At 66.0% G+C, this 19,372-nt stretch carries 16 protein-coding genes and 1 tRNA gene; 12 read left to right on the plus strand and 5 right to left on the minus strand.

Going from position 1 to position 19,372, the window contains the following annotated elements:
• Positions 1-110: 110 nt before the first annotated feature.
• The 3 genes from hutI (at position 111) to ACIQTU_RS07350 (ending at position 3,153) form a co-directional block, all read left to right on the plus strand.
• Positions 111-1,322, plus strand: coding sequence for an imidazolonepropionase (hutI, locus tag ACIQTU_RS07340; RefSeq protein ID WP_400547056.1), 1,212 nt, complete (start codon positions 111-113; stop codon positions 1,320-1,322).
• Between the two features lie 68 nt (positions 1,323-1,390).
• Complete coding sequence (locus tag ACIQTU_RS07345) at positions 1,391-1,522, plus strand: hypothetical protein (RefSeq protein ID WP_400544589.1); 132 nt, start codon at positions 1,391-1,393, stop codon at positions 1,520-1,522.
• A 44-nt stretch (positions 1,523-1,566) separates the two neighbouring features.
• On the plus strand, positions 1,567-3,153 hold the full coding sequence (locus ACIQTU_RS07350; protein WP_400544592.1) for a phytoene desaturase family protein: 1,587 nt from the start codon (positions 1,567-1,569) through the stop codon (positions 3,151-3,153).
• On the opposite strand, the gene ACIQTU_RS07355 is transcribed toward ACIQTU_RS07350, so the two are convergent.
• The 3 genes from ACIQTU_RS07355 to ACIQTU_RS07365 form a co-directional block, all read right to left on the minus strand.
• Positions 3,140-3,517, minus strand: a complete 378-nt coding sequence (locus tag ACIQTU_RS07355; protein WP_400544595.1) for a response regulator — start codon at positions 3,515-3,517, stop codon at positions 3,140-3,142. The two genes, ACIQTU_RS07350 and ACIQTU_RS07355, sit on opposite strands and share 14 nt — an antisense overlap.
• Positions 3,514-5,025, minus strand: a complete 1,512-nt coding sequence (locus tag ACIQTU_RS07360) for an HWE histidine kinase domain-containing protein (protein ID WP_400544598.1) — start codon at positions 5,023-5,025, stop codon at positions 3,514-3,516. The genes ACIQTU_RS07355 and ACIQTU_RS07360 overlap by 4 nt, the downstream gene beginning before the upstream one ends.
• A 250-nt stretch (positions 5,026-5,275) precedes the next feature.
• Positions 5,276-8,563, minus strand: a complete 3,288-nt coding sequence (locus tag ACIQTU_RS07365) for an autotransporter domain-containing protein (protein ID WP_400544601.1) — start codon at positions 8,561-8,563, stop codon at positions 5,276-5,278.
• A 302-nt stretch (positions 8,564-8,865) separates the two neighbouring features.
• On the opposite strand from ACIQTU_RS07365, the gene ACIQTU_RS07370 reads away from it, so the two are divergent.
• Positions 8,866-10,116 carry a glycosyltransferase gene (locus ACIQTU_RS07370; protein WP_400544604.1) on the plus strand — a complete coding sequence of 417 codons (1,251 nt, stop codon included), beginning with the start codon at positions 8,866-8,868 and terminating at the stop codon, positions 10,114-10,116.
• Between the two features lie 94 nt (positions 10,117-10,210).
• On the opposite strand, the gene ACIQTU_RS07375 is transcribed toward ACIQTU_RS07370, so the two are convergent.
• Positions 10,211-10,287, minus strand: a tRNA-Asp gene (locus ACIQTU_RS07375).
• A 112-nt stretch (positions 10,288-10,399) separates the two neighbouring features.
• Positions 10,400-12,010 (minus strand): AbgT family transporter, encoded by a 1,611-nt coding sequence (locus ACIQTU_RS07380; RefSeq protein ID WP_400544607.1) that lies wholly within the window; start codon positions 12,008-12,010, stop codon positions 10,400-10,402.
• Between the two features lie 210 nt (positions 12,011-12,220).
• Between ACIQTU_RS07380 and ACIQTU_RS07385 the strand changes: the two genes are divergently transcribed.
• The 8 genes from ACIQTU_RS07385 to nuoG all read left to right on the plus strand — a co-directional run bounded on the left by ACIQTU_RS07385 (position 12,221) and on the right by nuoG (position 19,369).
• Positions 12,221-12,598: an NADH-quinone oxidoreductase subunit A gene (locus ACIQTU_RS07385; RefSeq protein WP_400544610.1), complete on the plus strand. Its 378-nt coding sequence runs from the start codon at positions 12,221-12,223 to the stop codon at positions 12,596-12,598.
• Complete coding sequence (locus tag ACIQTU_RS07390; protein ID WP_400544613.1) at positions 12,568-13,167, plus strand: NuoB/complex I 20 kDa subunit family protein; 600 nt, start codon at positions 12,568-12,570, stop codon at positions 13,165-13,167. The genes ACIQTU_RS07385 and ACIQTU_RS07390 overlap by 31 nt, the downstream gene beginning before the upstream one ends.
• On the plus strand, positions 13,164-13,787 hold the full coding sequence (locus tag ACIQTU_RS07395) for an NADH-quinone oxidoreductase subunit C (protein ID WP_400544616.1): 624 nt from the start codon (positions 13,164-13,166) through the stop codon (positions 13,785-13,787). The genes ACIQTU_RS07390 and ACIQTU_RS07395 overlap by 4 nt, the downstream gene beginning before the upstream one ends.
• 95 nt (positions 13,788-13,882) lie before the next feature.
• Positions 13,883-15,061, plus strand: coding sequence for an NADH-quinone oxidoreductase subunit D (locus ACIQTU_RS07400; protein WP_400547059.1), 1,179 nt, complete (start codon positions 13,883-13,885; stop codon positions 15,059-15,061).
• Complete coding sequence (nuoE, locus tag ACIQTU_RS07405) at positions 15,058-15,732, plus strand: NADH-quinone oxidoreductase subunit NuoE (RefSeq protein ID WP_400544619.1); 675 nt, start codon at positions 15,058-15,060, stop codon at positions 15,730-15,732. The genes ACIQTU_RS07400 and nuoE overlap by 4 nt, the downstream gene beginning before the upstream one ends.
• Positions 15,732-15,998: a hypothetical protein gene (locus tag ACIQTU_RS07410; protein WP_114816318.1), complete on the plus strand. Its 267-nt coding sequence runs from the start codon at positions 15,732-15,734 to the stop codon at positions 15,996-15,998. Before nuoE ends, ACIQTU_RS07410 begins: the two co-directional genes overlap by 1 nt.
• A 6-nt stretch (positions 15,999-16,004) precedes the next feature.
• A complete protein-coding gene (nuoF, locus tag ACIQTU_RS07415) occupies positions 16,005-17,318 on the plus strand; it encodes an NADH-quinone oxidoreductase subunit NuoF (protein WP_400544623.1) in 1,314 nt (437 codons plus the stop codon).
• A gap of 5 nt (positions 17,319-17,323) precedes the next feature.
• Positions 17,324-19,369 (plus strand): NADH-quinone oxidoreductase subunit NuoG, encoded by a 2,046-nt coding sequence (gene nuoG / locus ACIQTU_RS07420; RefSeq protein WP_400544626.1) that lies wholly within the window; start codon positions 17,324-17,326, stop codon positions 19,367-19,369.
• Positions 19,370-19,372: the final 3 nt, after the last annotated feature.

Raw genomic sequence — 19,372 nt, forward strand, 5'->3', positions numbered from 1 at the left:
CTTGCAGGCGCAGCCATTGAGATTGTGCGTTCGACTATCCTGAAACCTCTGCGACTCGCTGGACAGAACTGGGTCCCCGCCTCCGCGGGGATGAGCGGAGAAAACTGATGATCCTCGCTGACCGTCTCATCACCGACTGCCACGTCGCCGCCATGACCGAGGGCGGCGCCCCCTATGGCGCGATTGAGGACGCCGCCATCCTGATCAAGGACGGGCGCATCGCCTGGGTCGGGCCGCGCGCCGACCTGCCTGTGCACAAGGCTGTGGAAACTGACCGTCTGGAGAGCCGCTGGGTCACGCCGGGTCTGATCGACTGCCACACCCATCTGGTCTTCGGCGGCGACCGCTCGGGCGAGTTTGAGCGGCGGCTGGAGGGCGCGACCTATGAAGAGATTGCCCGCGCCGGGGGCGGCATCGTCTCCTCGGTCAAGGCGACGCGCGAGGCCAGCGAGGACGAGCTCTACGCCTCGGCCTGCAAGCGTCTGGAGGGGCTGAAGGCCACCGGCGTGACCACGCTTGAGATCAAGTCTGGCTATGGCCTGGACCACGATAGCGAGCTGAAGATGCTGCGCGTCGCCCGCCGCATCGGCCGTGAGGCCGGGATGCGGGTCCGCACCTCCTATCTTGGCCTGCACGCCGTTCCGCTGGAACACAAAGCCGACCGCGCCGCCTATGTGGACAATGCTGTGGATCAAATCCTGCCCGCCGCCCATGCCGAGGGTCTGGTCGACGCCGTGGACGCCTATTGCGAGCCCATCGCCTTCACCACGGACGAGGTCGCCCGCCTGTTCGACAAGGCCGAGGCTCTGGGCCTGCCGGTCAAGCTGCACGCCGACCAGTTGTCGGACGGCGGCGGCGCGGCCCTGGCCGCCCGTTATCACGCCCTGTCCGCCGACCACATCGAGCACACGACCGAGCCGGGCGTGCAGGCCATGGCCGAGGCGGGCGTGGTCGCGGTCCTGCTGCCCGGCGCCTTCCTGATGCTGCGCGAGACCAAGGCGCCGCCCGTCGATCTGCTGCGCCAGCACGGCGTCCGCATGGCGGTGGCCACCGACTGCAACCCCGGCACCTCGCCCGTCGCCTCGATGACGGCGGCGCTGAACCTGGCCTGCGTCCAGTTCCGCCTGACCCCGGAAGAAGCCATCGCCGGCGCCACCCGCGACGCCGCTAGCGCCCTGGGGTTGCAGGACGAGGTCGGCACGATCGAGCCCGGCAAGGCCGCCGACCTCGCCGTCTGGGACATCGCCCGCCCGGCCGAGCTCTGCTACTGGCTGGGCGCGCCCCTGCTGCATCGGCGCTATCTGGCGGGTCGGGCAGCTTGATAACTTAAGGTTGCGTTAACGATTTCAACGGTTGTATTACCGGGTGATCCAAGGCGGAGACCCCGGTGATGCTGCGTAGCCCTGAACAGTCCACGCCCCGGGGCATGATCCTCGCCCTGACCCTGCTGAGCGCCGCCGCTGCGGCCGGCCACCTCTATCTGATCGTCAGAGGTGTCATGGGGCTGTTCTCGGCGGCCTGACGCCGCGGATTTCCGGTGCTAGCCTCGCTCTGCGGAGGGGCGGCATGGCGCAATCGAATACGGACATCGTCATCCTGGGCGGCGGGCATAACGGGCTGGTCTGCGCCTTCTATCTGGCGCGCGCCGGGCTGAAGGTGACGGTGCTGGAGCGGCGCGGCGTTGTCGGCGGCGCGGCGGTGACGGAGGAGTTCCATCCCGGGTTCCGCAATTCGACCGCCAGCTACACTGTCAGCCTGCTGAACCCGCGCGTCATCGCCGACATGGAGCTGGCCCGTCACGGCCTGCGGGTGGTCGAGCGCCGCGCGGCCAACTTCCTGCCCTTCGACGACGGGCGCTACCTGCTGACCGGCGAGGGCCGGACCCAGGCCGAGGTGGCCAAGTTCTCGACCCGCGACGCTGATCGCCTGCCCGAGTATGAGGCGCGGCTGGAGACGGTCGCAGCCATCCTGCGCGACCTGATCCTGACCACGCCGCCGAACGCGGTCGAGGGTGGCTGGCTGGCGGCCCTGCCGGAGATGCTGAAGGCGGCGTCGCTGGGGCGGCGGGTCTTGGGGCTGGGTCTGGCGGCGCAACGCGACGTGTTGGACCTGTTCGCCAAATCGGCGGGCGACTGGCTGGACGGCTGGTTCGAGAGCGATCCGATCAAGGCCCTGTTCGGCTTCGACAGCGTCGTCGGCAACTACGCCAGCCCCTATACCCCCGGCTCGGCCTATGTCCTGCTGCACCACGTCTTCGGAGAGGTGAACGGCAAGAAGGGGGCCTGGGGCCACGCCATCGGCGGCATGGGGGCCATCACCCAGGCCATGGCCGCCGCCTGCGTCGAACAGGGCGTCGACATCCGCCTCGATACCCCTGTCTCCGAGGTGCTGACCGAGCGTGGCAGGGCGGTCGGCGCTGTGACCGAGGCGGGCGATGTGGTCCGCGCCCGCGCTGTGGTTTCCAACCTGCACCCGCGCCTGTTGTTTGACCGCCTGGTCGATCCCGCGGTGGTCCCGGCGGACTTCACCGAAAGGATGAGCCGCTACGCTTCGGGTTCGGGCACTTTCCGCATGAACGTCGCCCTGTCCGAACTGCCGCGCTTCACCGCCCTGCCGGGCGCGGGCGATCACCTGACTGCGGGCATCATCATCGCGCCGACCCTGGCCTATATGGACCGCGCCCATGCCGAGGCGCGCCTGAACGGCTGGTCGTCAAAGCCCATCGTTGAGATGCTGATCCCCTCGACCCTGGACGACAGCCTGGCGCCGCATGGCCGGCACGTCGCCAGCCTGTTCTGTCAGCACGTCTCGCCGGATCTGGCGGACGAGCATCGCGATACTGTGGCCGACCTGATGATTGAGACGGTCGAGGCCCATGCGCCGGGCTTCAAGGCCTCGGTGGTCGGGCGGCTAGCGCTAGGCCCGCGCGATCTGGAGCGGCGCTTCGGCCTGATCGGCGGCGACATCTTCCATGGCAAGCTGACGCTGGATCAGCTGTTCAGCGCCCGGCCGGTGCTGGGCCACGCCGATCACCGGATGCCGGTTCCGGGCCTCTACCTGTGCGGTTCGGGGGCCCACCCGGGCGGCGGTGTGACAGGCGCGCCGGGGCATAATGCCGCCCGCGCCGTCTTGAAGGACATCAGCCCAGGCTGATGTTCATGGCCTTCATCAGGGCGTCGCGGATGGCGGCCTCGGTGAAGGGCTTCTGTATGGTCGGGTTTCCACGCCAGTGTTCCGGCAAGCCCGCCTCGCCATAGCCGGTCGAGAAGACGAAGGGCACGCCGCGCGCCTTCAGCGCCTCGGCCACAGGAAAGACCTCGCGACCCGCCACGTTGACGTCCAGAAGGGCGGCGTCCAGAGCGCTTTCGGTAGTGGCGGCCCGCAAGCCGTCGTCGATGTTGGATTCCGGCCCGACGACGCTGCAGCCCATGTCGTCCAGAATGGTTTCCAGCAGCATGGCCACCAGGGACTCGTCTTCGATCACCAGCACACGACGGCCCTGCAACGCGTTGGTCATGCGGCTTCCTTACTCAGCGGGATAGTGATCTCGGCGGTGAAGCCGTCGTCGCGATAATGCATCTGAACCGTGCCCGCCAGATCGTGCCGGACATTGCGTTCGATCAGCCGGCTGCCGAACCCTCGACGTTCCGGCAGCGCTACGGACGGCCCGCCGGTCTCGCGCCAGACGATGCCCAGGTGCGGATTGGTCTGGTCCGCCACCGACCAGTCGACCAGCACCCGCCCCTCGCCAGGGGAGAGGGCGCCGTACTTGGCGGCGTTGGTCGCGAGTTCGTGGAAGATCATGCCCAGGGACACCGCCATTGCCGGGTCCAGCGCCACGTTCGGGCCATTCAGGGTCAGGCGATGCAGGCCGTGCGCCGTGGTCTCGTGCTCCAACACCTCGCGCAGGTCGGCGCCTTCCCAATGGCTGCGCGTCAGCAGGTCGTGGGTGTGCGACAGCGACAGGATGCGCGACTGGAAGGTCTCGGCGAAGGAGCGCGGGTCCTCGTGCGAGCGCGCCGTCTGCATGGCGATCGACTGGACGGTGGCCAGGGTGTTCTTAACCCGGTGGTTCAGTTCGTCGATCATCAGCTTCTGACGCTCGGCGGCAAGGACGGTGTCGGTGACGTCGTGCCCCTGAACGAAGACGCCCACGATCACGCCGGCGTCGTTGCGGATCGGCTGATAGATGAAGTTGAGGTAGCGGGTCGCCAGCAGCCCGTTCGGCGCCTGCTGCAGTTGAACCGGGCTTTGCCGGCCGTGAAACGGCTCGCCGGTCGCCAGCACCTCGTCGAGGAAGTCGTAATAACCCTGACCGGCCAGTTCAGGCAGGGCCTCGCGAATGGGTTTTCCGACCACGTCGCGATGGCCGATCAACTGGCCATAGGCGCCGTTGTGCAACTGGATCACATGCTCGGGGCTATTCAGAACCGCCACGAAACCCGGCGTCTGCATGAACATGTCCAGCAACTGGCGTCGCTCGGTCTCCAGGCGTCGATTATCCGCCTGAACGCTCATGGCGCGACGGAACATGCCGCCGCCGATCAGGCTGTCCAGCGCGGAGCTCGGTTCCTCGGGCCTCAGGCGGCCGACCTGACGGCGCAGGCGCTCCAGTTCAGTGATGTCGCTGGTGTGCTGCAAGATGTGGGTGACGCGCCCTTCGCCGTCCTTGATCGGCGTGTGGGTGCAACTCCAGTAGCGATCGTCGTAGATGGTTGTCCCGTCGGGCTGCGGTACGGGGATGGGATAGTGAAGGACGGCGAGGTGATCAGGCTGACCTGCCGCCAGCACCTTCTCAAAGGAAGCCAGAAGCTGGCGGGCGTTTTCCGGCGCTTCCTGCCCCGGCCCGGCGTTGAATTCCTGCATCACCGGCTGGCCCAGCAGGTCCTCGCGGCGCCTGTGCGTCACGTCCAGATAGGCCTGGTTCATGCCTGCGTAGCGCAGTTGGGCGTCCAGCAACATGTAGGGATTGGGCGAGGCGTCGAACGCAGCGACCAGATCGATTGTCTTGGCGAGTGTCCGCACCCTGGCCCCCGTATTCGATCACCTAACGCGAGCAAAAGCGAAAGGGTGCGTGTTCCTGACGCAAAATCGGCAGGGATGTCCAGTCGCTGTCGCTATGACCCCGCCTCGGCAAATAGAGCGGACGATCCGGCGTGTCGACCGTCGTGGCTCTCAACGGCCTGACGGGCAGATTGGTTGAGGCCCTCGTCGACATAAAAGAGGCCGCAGGGCTAACCCTGCGGCCTCTTAGTTGTAGCAGGGACTAGCCCGATTAGAACTTGAAGCTGGCCCGCAGCAGCAGGGTGTAGCGGACGTAGTCCTCAAGCAGTTCGGCATCCCCGGTGATGGCCAGCATGCCGAGGTCGTTGCCGACGTTCAGGCGGAAGCCGAGAATGGGGCCGCCGCCCTCGATGCTGGCGGGGTCCAGCGTAAAGGCGTCGCCGCCCGAGGCGAAGCGGGCGATGGTGGTCCCAGCGTCGACCGAGAAGTTCTGGCGCCAGCCGAGGCGGACTTCGGGGCGGATCCAGCCATTCTGACCGAAGCCGTAGCCGATGTTCACTGCGGCGACGCCGGAGAAGATGTGGCCGTCACGGTCGTCGATTTCGAGATCAAAGCCGTCGCCGCCGCCCTGTTCTGTGCGGGCGTCTTCGCTCAGCGAGAAGTATTCGCCGTAGATTTCAGGGCGGACGTTCACGCGGCCGAAGTGGCGTTCGTAGGAAGCGCCCCCAGCGGCGGCCAGGGTGAAGCCGTGCCAGTCGGACTCGTTCTTCAGGTTGATGCCGTCGGCGACCAGCTTGCGGGTGGCGTTGAACGAGGCGTAGCCGCCTGCAGCCCGCGCCCAGGTCGTCCAATACTGGCCTTGGGCGCGCCAGTAGAGGCCCAACTCCAGAAGATTGGCCGACAGGACTTCCTCAGCCGCGGCTTCGGGATCTTCCAGGTCGGACGAGGTGAAGGCGGCCGACAGGCCGATGGCGCCCATGTTGGTGCCGCGCTCGACGCCGCCGGCGACGCCAAAGCCCTCGGAGCGGAAGCCGTAGGAGTCGGTCTTGTCCTTGTCGGCGTAGAAGTTGATTTCCTGAACCCATGCGCTGGTCTCGCCCGGCGCGGCCGAGGCGTTGCGGCCGGTCAGGGCGCGGGTGACGGCGTCGACGCCGCTGGCCAGGGAGAGCAGGGGGCCGCCCGAGTGATCGGGGAGCATTTGCTCGTAAATCTCGAAGAAGCCGTCGCGGCTTGTTTGATCGAGGATGGCGTTGCGGATGGCTTCGTTCTGGCCGAGCGCGCCGTAGATCGAGTCATAGGCGGCGGATTCTACGCCGATCATGCCGGCTTCTTCCGCCGTGCGACGGCGAGCGTCGACATAGACGTCGCCAGCGGCCACATCCGTGCCGGTCTTGACCACGAATGCATAGGGCGAGTTCGACTGCAGAGCGTCAGGATCGATCGTTCCGACGTTCAGGGTGTCGGCGTCAATGATGGTGAAGCGCGTCTCATCCTGGATCAGGGAATTGAAGCGGACGCCAAGCTCCGCGCCGTTTGCAATGTTCGCCGCGCCATCGACCTTGAAGCCGCCGGCGGTGTTATTCGCCGGGTCAATGGTCACGATCAGAGTGCCTTCAGACCCGACGTTGAGGCTGCTGACGGTGACTGCCTGGCTCTGCCGAGCGTCCAGGGTGCCCTTGGACACGTCGATATCCAGCAGACCATCCGCGTTCTTGATCGCACCGCGCACCACGGCGCCGCCCGTGATGGACAGGCGGTCGGCTCCGGCGCCGAAATCGATATCGCCCTGGACCAGTCCGTTCTGAATGTCGACGAAATCAGCGCCCGATCCCAATCGGATCGCGCCGAAGGTCGACGGTTCGCGGGCGTCAATGACACCGTCTCCATCGGTGTCCGGCGCGGTCGCGGACGATTCGCTCGGAATGCCTTTCTGGGTGAAAGTGACGCCGGTCGTATTGGCGCTGACGTCGATCGCCGTGGCCGTGCCTGTGATCGGGTCGCCGTTTGCATTCGCGGTGACGTTGGCCTGGATCGAGCGCGTGTTGGTGATCGATGTCAGGCTGCCGCTCAGGTCGGAGATCGCCGCAGTATTGGCCTTTCCGCCTCCGGTGGTCGCTGCGATCGTGCCGTCGTTGTTGATGGACGCAACATTGGCGCCGGCTTCGATCTTGATGCCCGAGACCTGGTTTACGCCTTCCGAAGCCGCAGCGGCGCTGACGATACCGGTATTGATGAAGGTCGGTGTCGTGGCGCCAGCGGCGAAGCGGATGGCGGTCGCATCGGCGTTGGTGGCCAGAACGGCGATCGAGCCCTCGTTGCGAACTCCGCCGGCGATCGTGACGGCCTGACCGCCGTCAACGCCGAATTGCAACGCGGTCGGGGCGATATTGTCATAGACGCCCTGACCGATGATTTCGCCTCGGTTGATGAAGCCGTAGGCGTTGTCGCCGGTCCCTGCGACCCCGAGGGTGACCGAGTTCGTGGTCGAACCGACGACAACGGCGGGGGCGGCGCCATAGCTGGTGATTTTGGCCGCAGTCTCGGACGCATCGAGCAGGCCGTCGCCGTCACGATCGGTGTCGTCGCGGTTCTTGATGCCGTCGCCGTCGTCGTCCTCGTCGCCGTTTTTGACGCCGTCGCCGTCACTGTCGCCGTCAACGCCGGATGCGCCGTAGGTGGGGGCTGCGTCGAACAGCACGCCTTTCGAGACGTCTGCGGCGATGCGGACGGCCGGGCCGCCCTGAAGCAGGTCGTCGGCGTCAAGATTTTCGAGGTAGGTGACGCCTTCCGGAACAGTGCCGCTGGTCGGCTTGTTGTTCGGGCGCGTCGTGTAGCGATAACCGGTCGACGTTACTGTGCCCTGGATGGCCACACGTCCATCGACAGCGCCATCTACAGCGACGCCTACTGCGCCCTCGCCACGCGCTGTAACCGATCCCAGGATGTTGACGTTCCCGGTCACCGGGCCCGTGGTCCGTATGCCGTAGCTGTTGGTGCCAGTGACGCCGATGGTGCCGAAGTTGGTCAGATTGCCGACGAGGGGGGCTTCGACCGAAACCGCGGAAGAGTTGTTGCCTTCAACAAGGATCGAACCCGTGTTCTCAATCAGGATGTTGCCGGTTTTGGCTCCCGGGCCGGTGACGCGCAGGCCATAGCGATCCGATCCAGATGCGAACGGACCGTCGAGGTCGCCGTCCTTGTCCGTGTCGACATACTCGTCAATGTCATCCGAAAGGGAGATCGAGCCGCCGATCGTGATCGGCCCGGTCGTGTCGCCCAGGGCCAGGATCGCTGTAGATCCGCTGGCCGACTTCGCCATGGAGATGGAGGAGCCCGAATCGAGATCCACCCCATGGCTGGAGTCGATGGTGATTGCTGCGCCGCTGGTGACCGCGATTGAGCCGCCGTTCGCGACAAGAATGCTGTCGGGCGCGCCAGCCTTGGCGGTCGAGGTCGAGATCGGCGTCGTGCGCGCCGTAGAAATCACTTCCTCGGCGTGAGCGCCGGCGGCGACCATCAAGGGGGCGATCGCTACGGCGGTCGCGAGCAGAATACGCATTAGTTAGAAACCCCTCGTGGACACACGCGCAAGGACGCCAGTCGCCCGTCTAACAGGCCCAGCGCGATCATGCCCCAAGTTTCTCGAATTTGAGGCGATTGCAAGGCCCTGCGTAGGAGCGCCAAAGTGAACGGCGCCTGAATATCGGCATTTTTGCCCGAAGTAGCGGCTTGCCGATAAAGAAGCTTGAGCGCTGTAGCCTCCGGGTCTAGGGGCGATTCATGGTGAGTTCGAAACGTACGCGTCGCATCCAAAGCAGAGCCCGTCGCGTTGCCGCAGGGGCACCCGGGGAGGCGGACTTCATGAGCATGAACGATATCGACGTTCAGGAGAGCGAGCTTCGGCTGTTCCCCGGGCTGGACGAGGAAGTCGCCGAAACCCTGCGGGTGCTGAAGGCTTCAACCGCTGATCCCCGCCCGCGTCTGGTGGACACCACCATGCTGTATGCGCCGCGTTCAGGCGGGGTGAAGCGCTACCTGCTTTCCAAGAAGGCCTGGCTGGAGGCGAACCGCCCCTCGGTGGCGCATTCGCTGGTGGTGCCGGGCACCAAGCACAAGGCGGGGACGGATGGCATCGTCCAGCTTCATGCCGCCAAGCTGCCTTTCGGCGACGGCTATCGCTGGCCCAGTTCGGTGCGGCGCTGGGGCGCCTGGGTGGCGTCGATGAACCCGGCCGTGATCGAGGCGGGCGACCCCTATACGCCGGGGCAGGGCGCGCTGGAGGCGGGCCAGAGGGCCGGCTGTCCGGTCGTCGGCTTCTGCCACTCGGACCCGGCGGGTCTGGCGGCGCTGCATTTCGGCGAATGGGCGAAGAAGCCGGTCGAGAAGCGCTGGGCCAGGCTGTTCTCGCAGTTCGACCGGGTGGTCTCGCCCAGTCGCTTCATCGCTCGGCGCCTGGAAGAGGCCGGCGTCGGCGGCATCGTGATTCGTCCGCTGGGCGTCGAAGTCGACACCTTCCGCCCGGATCGCCGGGATCGCGACTGGCTGCTGAAGAAGCTGGGTCTGGGCGCCGACGCCCGCCTGCTGTGCTTCGCCGGTCGCCCGGCCAAGGAGAAGAACGTCGACGTTCTGATCGACGCGGTGCAGCGCCTTGGCGCGCCCTATCATCTGGTGCTGGTTGGCGCCGGGGCCGGGATGCCGCCGGAAGATCGCGTCATCTCTTTGCCCTATGAGAAGGACCCCAGGGCCGTGGCGCGGATCATCGCCAGTTGCGACGCCTTCGTCCACGCCAACGACAAGGAGCCGTTCGGACTGATCGTGCTGGAGGCCATGGCCTGTGGGCGACCGGTCGTGGGCGTCAATGCCGGCGGCGTGGCCGAGACGGTCGATATGAGCGTAGGACAACTGGCCGCTTCGGCGGACCCGGCGGATTACGCCGAGGCCGTGGAGGCCCTGTTCGCGCGGGACATCGAGGCTCTGGGCCAGGCGGCGCGGGTCAAGATGGTCGAGCAGTTCGCCTGGAACCGGGTCTTCGAGGACCTGTCGATGCTCTATGGCGAGCTGAGCGGCCGGGCCGAGTTCGTCATGCCGCAGGATGTCGCGCCGCTGAACTGATGGCGCGGCGTCGGCATGCGCAGAGGCGCTACGTCTAAAGAGCTATAGAAATGAAGAGGGGGGCGGTGTGCGCCATTCCTTTCGCTGAAAGGAATGGCGCGAGTGACGGGGCTCGAACCCGCGACCTCCGGCGTGACAGGCCGGCACTCTAACCAACTGAGCTACACCCGCGTTTCCCGAACCGAAGCGCTGTGCGCCGCGGCGAGGGGCGTCGTTTAGGCGGGGCCGCTGCGCACGTCAAGCGGCTCGCCTGTGGATAAGTGAAAATACCGCGAGACCTCCGTTACTTGGCCGCAGCGGCGGCCTGAGGCGGGGCCACGGGACCGGCGATTCCGCCGTCTGTCGGCAGGTGGGAGGCCACGGCAGGCGGGGGCGGCTCGTAGTGGACGCCCACGCCCGGCCCCAGCGGCAGGTCCAGCGCCACCCAGGTCGCCACCATGATCAGGCCCGCGACCAGGAAGGCCCCGGCGTAGGGAAGCATGGTGGCCATCAGGGAGCCCAGGCCGAAGCGCGGGTCCCAGCGCTGGGCGAAGGTCAGGATCAGGGGGAAGTAGCTCATCAGCGGGGTGGCGATGTTGGTGACGCTGTCGCCCATGCGATAGGCGGCGGTCGTCATCTCGGGGCTGATGCCCAGCAGCATGAACATGGGCACGACGATGGGCGCCAGGGCCGACCACTTGGCCGATGCCGAGCCGATGAAGAGGTCGAAGACGCAGGACACCAGCACCACGACGATCAGCAGCAGGGGCGTCGGCAAGGCCAGTTCGCGCAGGGAGGCTGCGGCGTTGACCGCCAGAATCGGACCCAGGCCCGACCAGTTGAACATGGCCACGAAGTGGGCGGCGAAGAAGGCCAGGACGATATAGGGGGCCAACTGGCTGATGCCCTCGCGCATCATGCGCACCAGGTCGTGGTGCGACTTGATCGAGCCGGATCCGACGCCGAAGGCCGCACCAGAGCCGAAGAAGGTCAGGGCGAAGAAGGCGACCAGCGAACGATACAGCGGGTTGAAGCGCTGCTCGGGCTCGGCGTCGGTGTCGATGAAGGGCGAGCCGGGCAGGAGGGTGATCAGGGTCCAGATGGCGATCATGCCCAGGATGGTCAGGCCGGCGAACAGCAGGCCGCGCTTCTCGGCGCCGGACAGCGGCGTCTTTTCCTCGGCGGTGGCCGGCGCGGCGGAGGAGGGGGCCCAGGGCCCGAGGCGGGGCTCGATCACCCGGTCGGTCAGGAACCAGACGATGGGGGTGAAGACAAAGACGACGCCGACGATGAAGAACCAGTTGCCGGCGATGCTGACGGCGTAGGAGGGGTCGATCAGGTGGGCGGCCGGTTCGGTGATGCCCAGGATCAGGGCGTCGCTGGCGCCGGGGAATAGGTTGCCTGCATATCCGCCCGAGACGGCGGCGAAACCTGCGGCCAGACCAGCCAGAGGGTGACGACCTGCAGCGGCGAAGATGACGGCGGCCAAGGGGATCACCACGACGTAGGAGGCGTCAGAGGCGTGGTGCGACACCATGCCCGTCACGACGACGATAGGCGTCAGGATGAATCGCGGCGCGTTCAGCAGGGCGCCGCGAATGGCGGTCGAGAACATCCCGGTTCTCTCGGCGACCGAGGCCCCGTAAATAATTGTGATCACGATCCCCAGGGGCGGGAAATCGGCCAGGGTGCGCGGCATGCCGATGAAGAGCCGCTCCAGATTGGCGGGCGACAACAGGCTCTCCGCCTGCAGCACGTCGCCGGTTACAGGGTTGACAGCCGACCAGCCCAGGCCGGCCCCGACCAGGCTGAGCGCGATCAGGCCCAGGATCAGCCACAGAAAGAGAAATACGGGATCGGGCAGGCGATTGCCGACGCGCTCGATGGTGTTCAGCAAGCGGGCTGCCAGGCTCATGCTGCGACCTTGATTACAGAGGTATGGGAAAGTCGCCATTTACGCGTATCGGCGGTGCAACTGGCAACGGCGCGGCCTGCGGCAAAACGCGCACGGGCTTGCGAACCGTTCGCAACAAAAAACCTTTGCCGACATGGGTTTGAACCTGCCGAAGGTTGGGTCTAAGAAGCCCCGAATCCGCCCCCTCCCTCGGCGGGCGAGGCAGCTCGAATGAACGCATTTCTTCTGGAATACCTCCCGATCGTCGTTTTCCTGGCGATCGCCGCCGTCCTGGGGCTCGGCTTCATGCTGGCCGCCTGGGCATTGGCGCCGAAAAACCCCGACACTGAGAAGCTGTCGGCCTATGAGTGCGGCTTCAACGCCTTTGACGACGCACGCATGAAGTTCGACGTCCGGTTCTATCTGGTGTCGATCCTCTTCATCATCTTCGACCTGGAGGTGGCCTTCCTGTTCCCGTGGGCGGTGTCGATGTTCGACCTGTCGCACGGCGGCATGGTCTTCGCCTTCTGGTCGATGATGGTCTTCCTCGGCGTCCTGACCGTCGGCTTTATCTACGAATGGAAGAAGGGAGCGCTGGAATGGCAATAATCGCGCCTTCGTCGCCCTTGGTCCCCGCCGGCTCGGCTGCGCGCTCGACCGTTGAGGGCTACGATCCCAAGATTCACGACAAGTTCTTCGAGGCGGTGAACACCGAGCTCGGCGAGCAGGGCTTCCTGACAACCTCGCTGGACGACGTCATCAACTGGGCCCGCACGGGTTCGCTGATGTGGATGTCGTTTGGCCTGGCCTGCTGCGCCGTGGAGATGATCCACCTGTCGATGCCTCGCTTTGACCTGGAGCGCTTCGGCACCGCCCCGCGCGGTTCGCCGCGCCAGTCGGACCTGATGATCGTCGCCGGCACCCTGACCAACAAGATGGCTCCGGCCCTGCGCAAGGTCTACGACCAGATGCCGGACCCGCGCTACGTCATCTCGATGGGCAGCTGCGCCAACGGCGGCGGCTACTACCACTACAGCTACAGCGTCGTGCGCGGCTGCGATCGCGTGGTGCCGGTGGACGTCTACGTCCCGGGCTGCCCGCCGACGGCCGAGGCCCTGCTGTACGGCATCCTGCAGTTGCAGAAGAAGATCCGCCGCACGGGGACGATCGAGCGATGAGCGAACTGGTGCGCGTCGCGGAGCGCGAATCCGCCCTGACCCCGCTGGGGACCGAAATGGTGGCGGCTCTCGGTGTCGAGGCCGTCGTCGCCTATGGCGAGCTGACCCTGATCGCCCCGCGCGAGAATATCGTCGCTGTCATGACGGCTCTGCGCGACCAATTCGGCTTCCAGTTGCTGATGGACGCCTGCGGGGCCGACTACCCCGACCGTGTCGAGCGGTTCGAGGTGGTCTATCACCTGCTGTCGCTGACCCGCGCCGCGCGTGTGCGCGTCAAGGTCTCGACCGACGAAGTGAAGCCGGTTCCCAGCGTGACGTCGGTCTATCCGTCGGCTGGCTGGTTCGAGCGCGAAGCCTTCGACATGTACGGCATGATCTTCTCGGATCACCCCGACATGCGCCGCATCCTGACCGATTACGGTTTCCAGGGGCACCCGTTGCGCAAGGACTTCCCGATGACGGGCTATGTCGAGGTCCGCTACGACGAAGAGCAGAAGCGCGTGGTCTATGAGCCGGTCAAGCTGGCCCAAGAATATCGCAATTTCGACTTCCTCTCTCCGTGGGAAGGCGCTGAATATCCGACCGTCCTGCCGGGCGACGAGAAGGCGGGAGCCAAGTAATGGCTGACGGAAACAACACCCCCGCGACGGCCGCCCCCAAGGCGATCGACCCGTTCGAGGACTATGAAGACGGCCTGACCCCGCACGCGCGGGCGATGGACGACCGCAAGTTCACCATCAACTTCGGCCCGCAACACCCGGCCGCGCACGGCGTGCTGCGTCTGGTGCTGGAACTGGACGGCGAGCTGGTGACCCGCGTCGATCCGCACATCGGCCTGCTGCACCGCGGCACCGAGAAGCTGATGGAGTCGCGCACCTATCTGCAGAACATCCCCTACCTGGACCGGCTGGACTACGTCTCGCCGATGAACCAGGAGCACGCCTTCTGCCTGGCCATCGAGCGCCTGCTGGAAGTCGACGTGCCGTATCGCGGCCAACTGATCCGGGTCCTGTACTCGGAAATGGGTCGCATCCTGAACCACCTGCTGAACACGACCATGCAAGCCATGGACGTGGGCGCCCTGACCCCGCCGCTGTGGGGCCACGAAGAGCGCGAGAAGCTGATGGTCTTCTACGAGCGCGCCTGCGGCGCCCGTCTGCACGCCAACTACTTCCGTCCCGGCGGCGTCCATCAGGACCTGACGCCGGAGCTGGTCGACGACATCGGCCGCTGGTGCGCCGAGTTCCCGGCCAAGCTGGCGGACATCGAGAGCCTGGTCACCGAGAACCGCATCTTCAAGCAGCGCAACGTCGACATCGGCGTGGTGTCCAAGGAAGAGGCCCTGGCCTGGGGCTTCTCGGGCGTCATGCTGCGCGGCTCGGACATCGCCTGGGACCTGCGCAAGGCCACGCCTTACGACTGCTACGCCGACCTCGAGTTCGACATCGCCGTCGGCAAGAACGGCGACTGCTGGGACCGCTACCTCTGCCGCGTCGAAGAGATGAAGCAGTCGATCCGCATCATGGAGCAGTGCATCCACAAGCTGCGCAACTGCCCCGGCGAGCCGGTCCTGGCTGAAGACCACAAGATCACCCCGCCGCGCCGCGGTGAGATGAAGCGTTCGATGGAAGCGCTGATCCACCACTTCAAGCTCTACACCGAGGGCTTCAAGACGCCGGAAGGCGAGGTCTATGCGGCCGTCGAAGCGCCCAAGGGCGAGTTCGGCGTCTACCTGGTGTCGGACGGCACCAACAAACCCTACCGCGTCAAGCTGTCGGCCCCCGGCTTCCGTCACCTGCAGGCGATGGACTGGATGAACACGGGCCACATGCTGGCGGACGTGTCGGCCATCCTCGGCTCGCTCGACATGGTGTTCGGAGAAGTGGACCGATGAGCGTTCGTCGCCTCGCCAAGGAACAGCCTGAATCCTTCGCCTTTTCGAAGGACACGAAGGCCAAGGCCGAGTGGTGGATCAAGAAGTACCCGGAATCACGTCGCCAGTCGGCGGTGATCCCGATCCTGTGGCTGGTCCAGAAGCAGGAAGGCTGGGTCTCGGAACCCGCTATCCGCGCCATCGGCGAACTGCTGGGCATGGCCTTCATTCGGGTGCTCGAGGTCGCGACCTTCTACACCATGTTCCAGCTGGAGCCGGTCGGTAAGGTCGCCCTGATTCAGGTCTGCGGCACCACGCCCTGCATGCTGCGCGGCGCCAATGAGGTGATGCGCGTCTGCAAGGAGAAGATCGGCGACAAGGACGTTCTGTCCGCCGACGGTCGCTTCACCTGGCAGGAAGTCGAGTGCCTGGGCGCCTGCTCGAATGCGCCGATGGCCCAGATCAACGACTACTACTACGAAGACCTGACGCCCGAGACGATGGCCCAGATCATCGACGACTTCGCCGCCGGCAAGTCGCCGAAGCCGGGTTCGCGTGTCGGTCGTCACACCTCCGAGCCCGAAGGCGGCGCCAAGGTCCTGACGGACCCAACGCTGTACGACGGCTCGCGCGCCAAGAAGATCAAGTCGTTGCCGAACTCCAAGCCGGCGGCTGAGAAGGCTCCGGCCTGATGACTAGACCGAACCTCGACAGCGATGAGGGCAGGGCGGCTTACCGGGCCGAACTGCGGCGCGTCGGCTGGCCCCTGCGTTGGGGCGGGCTGGCGTTGATCCTCGTCGCCGCGGGCATGGTGCTGGCGGTCAAGGACGGCAAGTGGCTGTCGGAAGACCTGTTGATCGTCGCGTACGGCCTGCTGGCCGCCGGCTGGGCGTTGGTCGTTACGGCCATTTTCATGCGCACCCGCCACCACAAGCGCCGTCTGGCGGAAGGACTTTAAGGGCTCATGGTCGGAATCCTCGAAGACAAGGATCGCATCTTCACCAACCTGTACGGCTTCCATGACTGGGGTCTGGAGGGGGCGAAGCAGCGCGGCGCGTGGAACGCCACCAAGGACATGCTGGACCTTGGCGGCGAATGGATCATCACCAACGTCAAGAACTCGGGCCTGCGCGGACGCGGCGGCGCCGGTTTCTCGACCGGCCTGAAGTGGTCCTTCATGCCCAAGGAAGTGAAGGACCGTCCTCACTACCTGGTCATCAACGCCGATGAATCCGAGCCCGCGACCTGCAAGGACCGCGAGATCATGCGTCATGATCCGCACCTGCTGATCGAAGGGGCGCTGATCGCCTCTTTCGCCATGAAGGCCCATGCTTGCTACATCTACCTGCGCGGCGAGTACGTGCTGGAGCGCGAGCGCATGGAAGCCGCCGTCAAGCAGGCCTATGAGGCCAAGCTGATCGGCAAGAACAACGTCCATGGCTGGGACTTCGACGTCTATATCCACCACGGCGCCGGCGCCTATATCTGCGGCGAAGAGACGGCCCTGCTGGAATCGCTGGAAGGCAAGAAGGGCCAGCCGCGCCTGAAGCCGCCGTTCCCGGCCGGCGCCGGTCTCTATGGCTGCCCGACGACCGTGAACAACGTGGAATCGATCGCCGTGGTCGGCACCATCCTGCGTCGCGGCGCGGACTGGTTCGCCAGCTTCGGTCGCCCGAACAACACCGGCACCAAGCTGATGTCCCTGTCGGGTCACGTGAACACGCCGTGCGTGATCGAAGAAGCCATGTCGATCCCGCTGCGCCAGCTGATCGAGGATCACGGCGGCGGCGTTCGTGGCGGCTGGAGCAACCTGAAAGCCATCATCCCGGGCGGCGCATCCTGCCCGGTGATCACGCGCGAGCAGGCCGAAACCGTCCTGATGGACTTCGACTCCATGCGCGAAATGCGTTCGTCGCTCGGCACCGCTGGCGTGACGGTCATGGACCAGTCCACCGACATCGTTAAGGCGATCGCCCGCATCAGCTACTTCTTCAAGCACGAGAGCTGTGGCCAGTGCACGCCGTGCCGCGAAGGCACGGGCTGGATGTGGCGCGTGCTGGAACGCATGGCCGTCGGCGACGCTGATCCTTCGGAAATCGACCTGTTGCTTGACGTGGCCGGTCAGGTCGAAGGCCATACCATCTGCGCCCTCGGCGACGCCGCCGCCTGGCCCGTTCAGGGCCTGATCCGGCACTTCCGCCACGAGATCGAAGACCGCATCAACACCTACCGCAGCCGCCGCGCGAACTTCGCCGGCCACGCGATCGCGGCGGAGTAATCGTAATGCCTATCGCCAAGGTCAACGGCGTCGAAACCGAGTTCGAACCCGGCATGACGGTTCTGCAGGTCGCAGAGCGCGCCGGCCAGGAGATCCCGCGTTTCTGCTACCACGAGCGCCTGTCCATCGCCGGCAACTGCCGGATGTGCCTGGTCGAGGTGAAGCCTGGACCGCCGAAGCCGCAGGCTTCGTGCGCGCTTCCCGCCATGGACGGCCAGGAGATCTTCACCGACACGCCGATGGTCAAGAAGGCCCGCGAAGGGGTGATGGAGTTCCTGCTCATCAACCACCCGCTGGATTGCCCGATCTGCGACCAGGGCGGCGAGTGCGACCTGCAGGACCAGGCGGTCGGATACGGCCGTGACGGTTCGCGCTACGGCGAGAACAAGCGCGCGGTCGAAGAAAAGAACATGGGCCCGACGGTCAAGACGTTCATGACGCGCTGCATCCAGTGCACGCGTTGCGTTCGCTTCATCACCGAAGTGGCCGGCGTGCCGGACATCGGCATGATCTCGCGCGGCGAAAGCGCCGAGATCACGACCTATCTGGAAAAGAATATCGACAGTGAGCTGTCAGGCAACGTCAACGACCTGTGCCCGGTGGGCGCCCTGACGCACCGCCCGTGGCAGTATCACTATCGTCCGTGGGAGCTGAAGAAGACCGAGACCATCGACGTCATGGACGCCCTGGGCTCGAACATCCGCGCCGACGCGCGCGGCGCCGAGGTCATGCGCGTGCTGCCGCGCGTGAACGAGGGCATCAACGAAGAGTGGCTGTCGGACCGTTCGCGCTACGCCGTCGACGGCCTGCAGGCCCGTCGTCTGGACCGTCCGTGGGTGCGTGAGAACGGCAAGCTGCGCGTCGCCTCGTGGGACGAAGCACTGAGCGCCGTCGCGTCGAAGATCAAGGCGGCCTCGGCCGACCGCATCGGCGTCATCGCCGGCGACCTGCAGGACGCCGAGTCGATGAAAGCGACGCTGGACCTGTTCCGCGCCCTGGGCTCGGCCAACACCGACTGCCGCCAGGACGGCGCCGCGATCGGGCAGGGGGCTCGCGAGGGCTGGCTGTTCAACTCCGGCCTGCAAGGCATTGAAAATGCTGACGCCATCCTGATCGTGGGCGCCAACCCGCGCGTCGAGGCGCCGCTGCTCAACGCCCGCATCCGCAAGACCTGGCTGAAGGGCGCCGCCGAGATCGGCGTCATCGGTGAACAGGTCGACCTGACCTATGACTACAACTACCTGGGCGCTGGCTCGAAGACCGTCGGCAAGCTGCCCAAGGCCGCCGTCGACTTCCTGAGCAAGGCTGAACGCCCGGCGATCATCATCGGCGCGGGCGCCCTGATCGGCGACACCGGCGCGGCTGTGCTGAACGCCCTGGGCGCGCTGGCCAGGAAGGTCGGCGTGGTCAAGGACGGCTGGAACGGCTTCAACGTCCTGCACACCGCCGCCGCGCGCGTCGGCGGTCTGGACATGGGCTTCGTCCCCGCCGAGGGCGGTCTGGACGTGGCCGGCATGCTGAAGCCGGGCGCTCTGGACGTGCTCTTCCTGTTGGGCGCCGACGAGGTCAATGCTGATGCTTCGGGCGCCTTCCGCGTCTATCTGGGTTCGCACGGCGACCGCGGCGCACACGGCGCCGACGTCATTCTGCCGGGCGCCGCCTACACCGAGAAGTCGGGCCTGTACGTGAACACCGAGGGCCGGGTGCAGATGGCTGAACGCGTCGTCTTCCCGAAGGGCGAGGCCAAGGAAGACTGGGCCGTCATCCGCGCCCTGTCGGAACGCGTCGGCCAGAAGCTGCCCTTCGACACCCTGGAGCAACTGCGCACCAAGCTGATGGGCGACCATCCGACCTTCGGCCGCATCGACTATCTGGCCCCGGCCGCGTCGTTCGACGTGGCGGCCCTGGGCGCCAAGGGCGATCTGGGCGACGTCGCCTTCGTCTCGACCATCGTCGATCCCTACCTGACCAACCCGATCGCGCGCGCCAGCGAAACCATGGCCGAGCTGTCCGCCGCGCGGACTGCCCCGGTCGTTCTGGCGGCGGAGTAAATC

Source organism: Brevundimonas sp. NPDC090276 (assembly GCF_044772165.1).
Lineage (GTDB): Bacteria > Pseudomonadota > Alphaproteobacteria > Caulobacterales > Caulobacteraceae > Brevundimonas.

Bases quoted from the DNA above. Each gene is read 5' to 3' on its own strand.
- ACIQTU_RS07345 (WP_400544589.1), top strand. From the start codon at position 1,391: ATGCTGCGTAGCCCTGAACAGTCCACGCCCCGGGGCATGATCCTCGCC.
- ACIQTU_RS07350 (WP_400544592.1), top strand. From the start codon at position 1,567: ATGGCGCAATCGAATACGGACATCGTCATCCTGGGCGGCGGGCATAAC.
- ACIQTU_RS07355 (WP_400544595.1), bottom strand. From the start codon at position 3,517: ATGACCAACGCGTTGCAGGGCCGTCGTGTGCTGGTGATCGAAGACGAG.
- ACIQTU_RS07365 (WP_400544601.1), bottom strand. From the start codon at position 8,563: ATGCGTATTCTGCTCGCGACCGCCGTAGCGATCGCCCCCTTGATGGTC.
- ACIQTU_RS07370 (WP_400544604.1), top strand. From the start codon at position 8,866: ATGAGCATGAACGATATCGACGTTCAGGAGAGCGAGCTTCGGCTGTTC.
- ACIQTU_RS07380 (WP_400544607.1), bottom strand. From the start codon at position 12,010: ATGAGCCTGGCAGCCCGCTTGCTGAACACCATCGAGCGCGTCGGCAAT.
- ACIQTU_RS07385 (WP_400544610.1), top strand. From the start codon at position 12,221: ATGAACGCATTTCTTCTGGAATACCTCCCGATCGTCGTTTTCCTGGCG.
- ACIQTU_RS07390 (WP_400544613.1), top strand. From the start codon at position 12,568: ATGGAAGAAGGGAGCGCTGGAATGGCAATAATCGCGCCTTCGTCGCCC.
- ACIQTU_RS07395 (WP_400544616.1), top strand. From the start codon at position 13,164: ATGAGCGAACTGGTGCGCGTCGCGGAGCGCGAATCCGCCCTGACCCCG.
- ACIQTU_RS07400 (WP_400547059.1), top strand. From the start codon at position 13,883: ATGGACGACCGCAAGTTCACCATCAACTTCGGCCCGCAACACCCGGCC.
- nuoE (WP_400544619.1), top strand. From the start codon at position 15,058: ATGAGCGTTCGTCGCCTCGCCAAGGAACAGCCTGAATCCTTCGCCTTT.
- ACIQTU_RS07410 (WP_114816318.1), top strand. From the start codon at position 15,732: ATGACTAGACCGAACCTCGACAGCGATGAGGGCAGGGCGGCTTACCGG.
- nuoF (WP_400544623.1), top strand. From the start codon at position 16,005: ATGGTCGGAATCCTCGAAGACAAGGATCGCATCTTCACCAACCTGTAC.
- nuoG (WP_400544626.1), top strand. From the start codon at position 17,324: ATGCCTATCGCCAAGGTCAACGGCGTCGAAACCGAGTTCGAACCCGGC.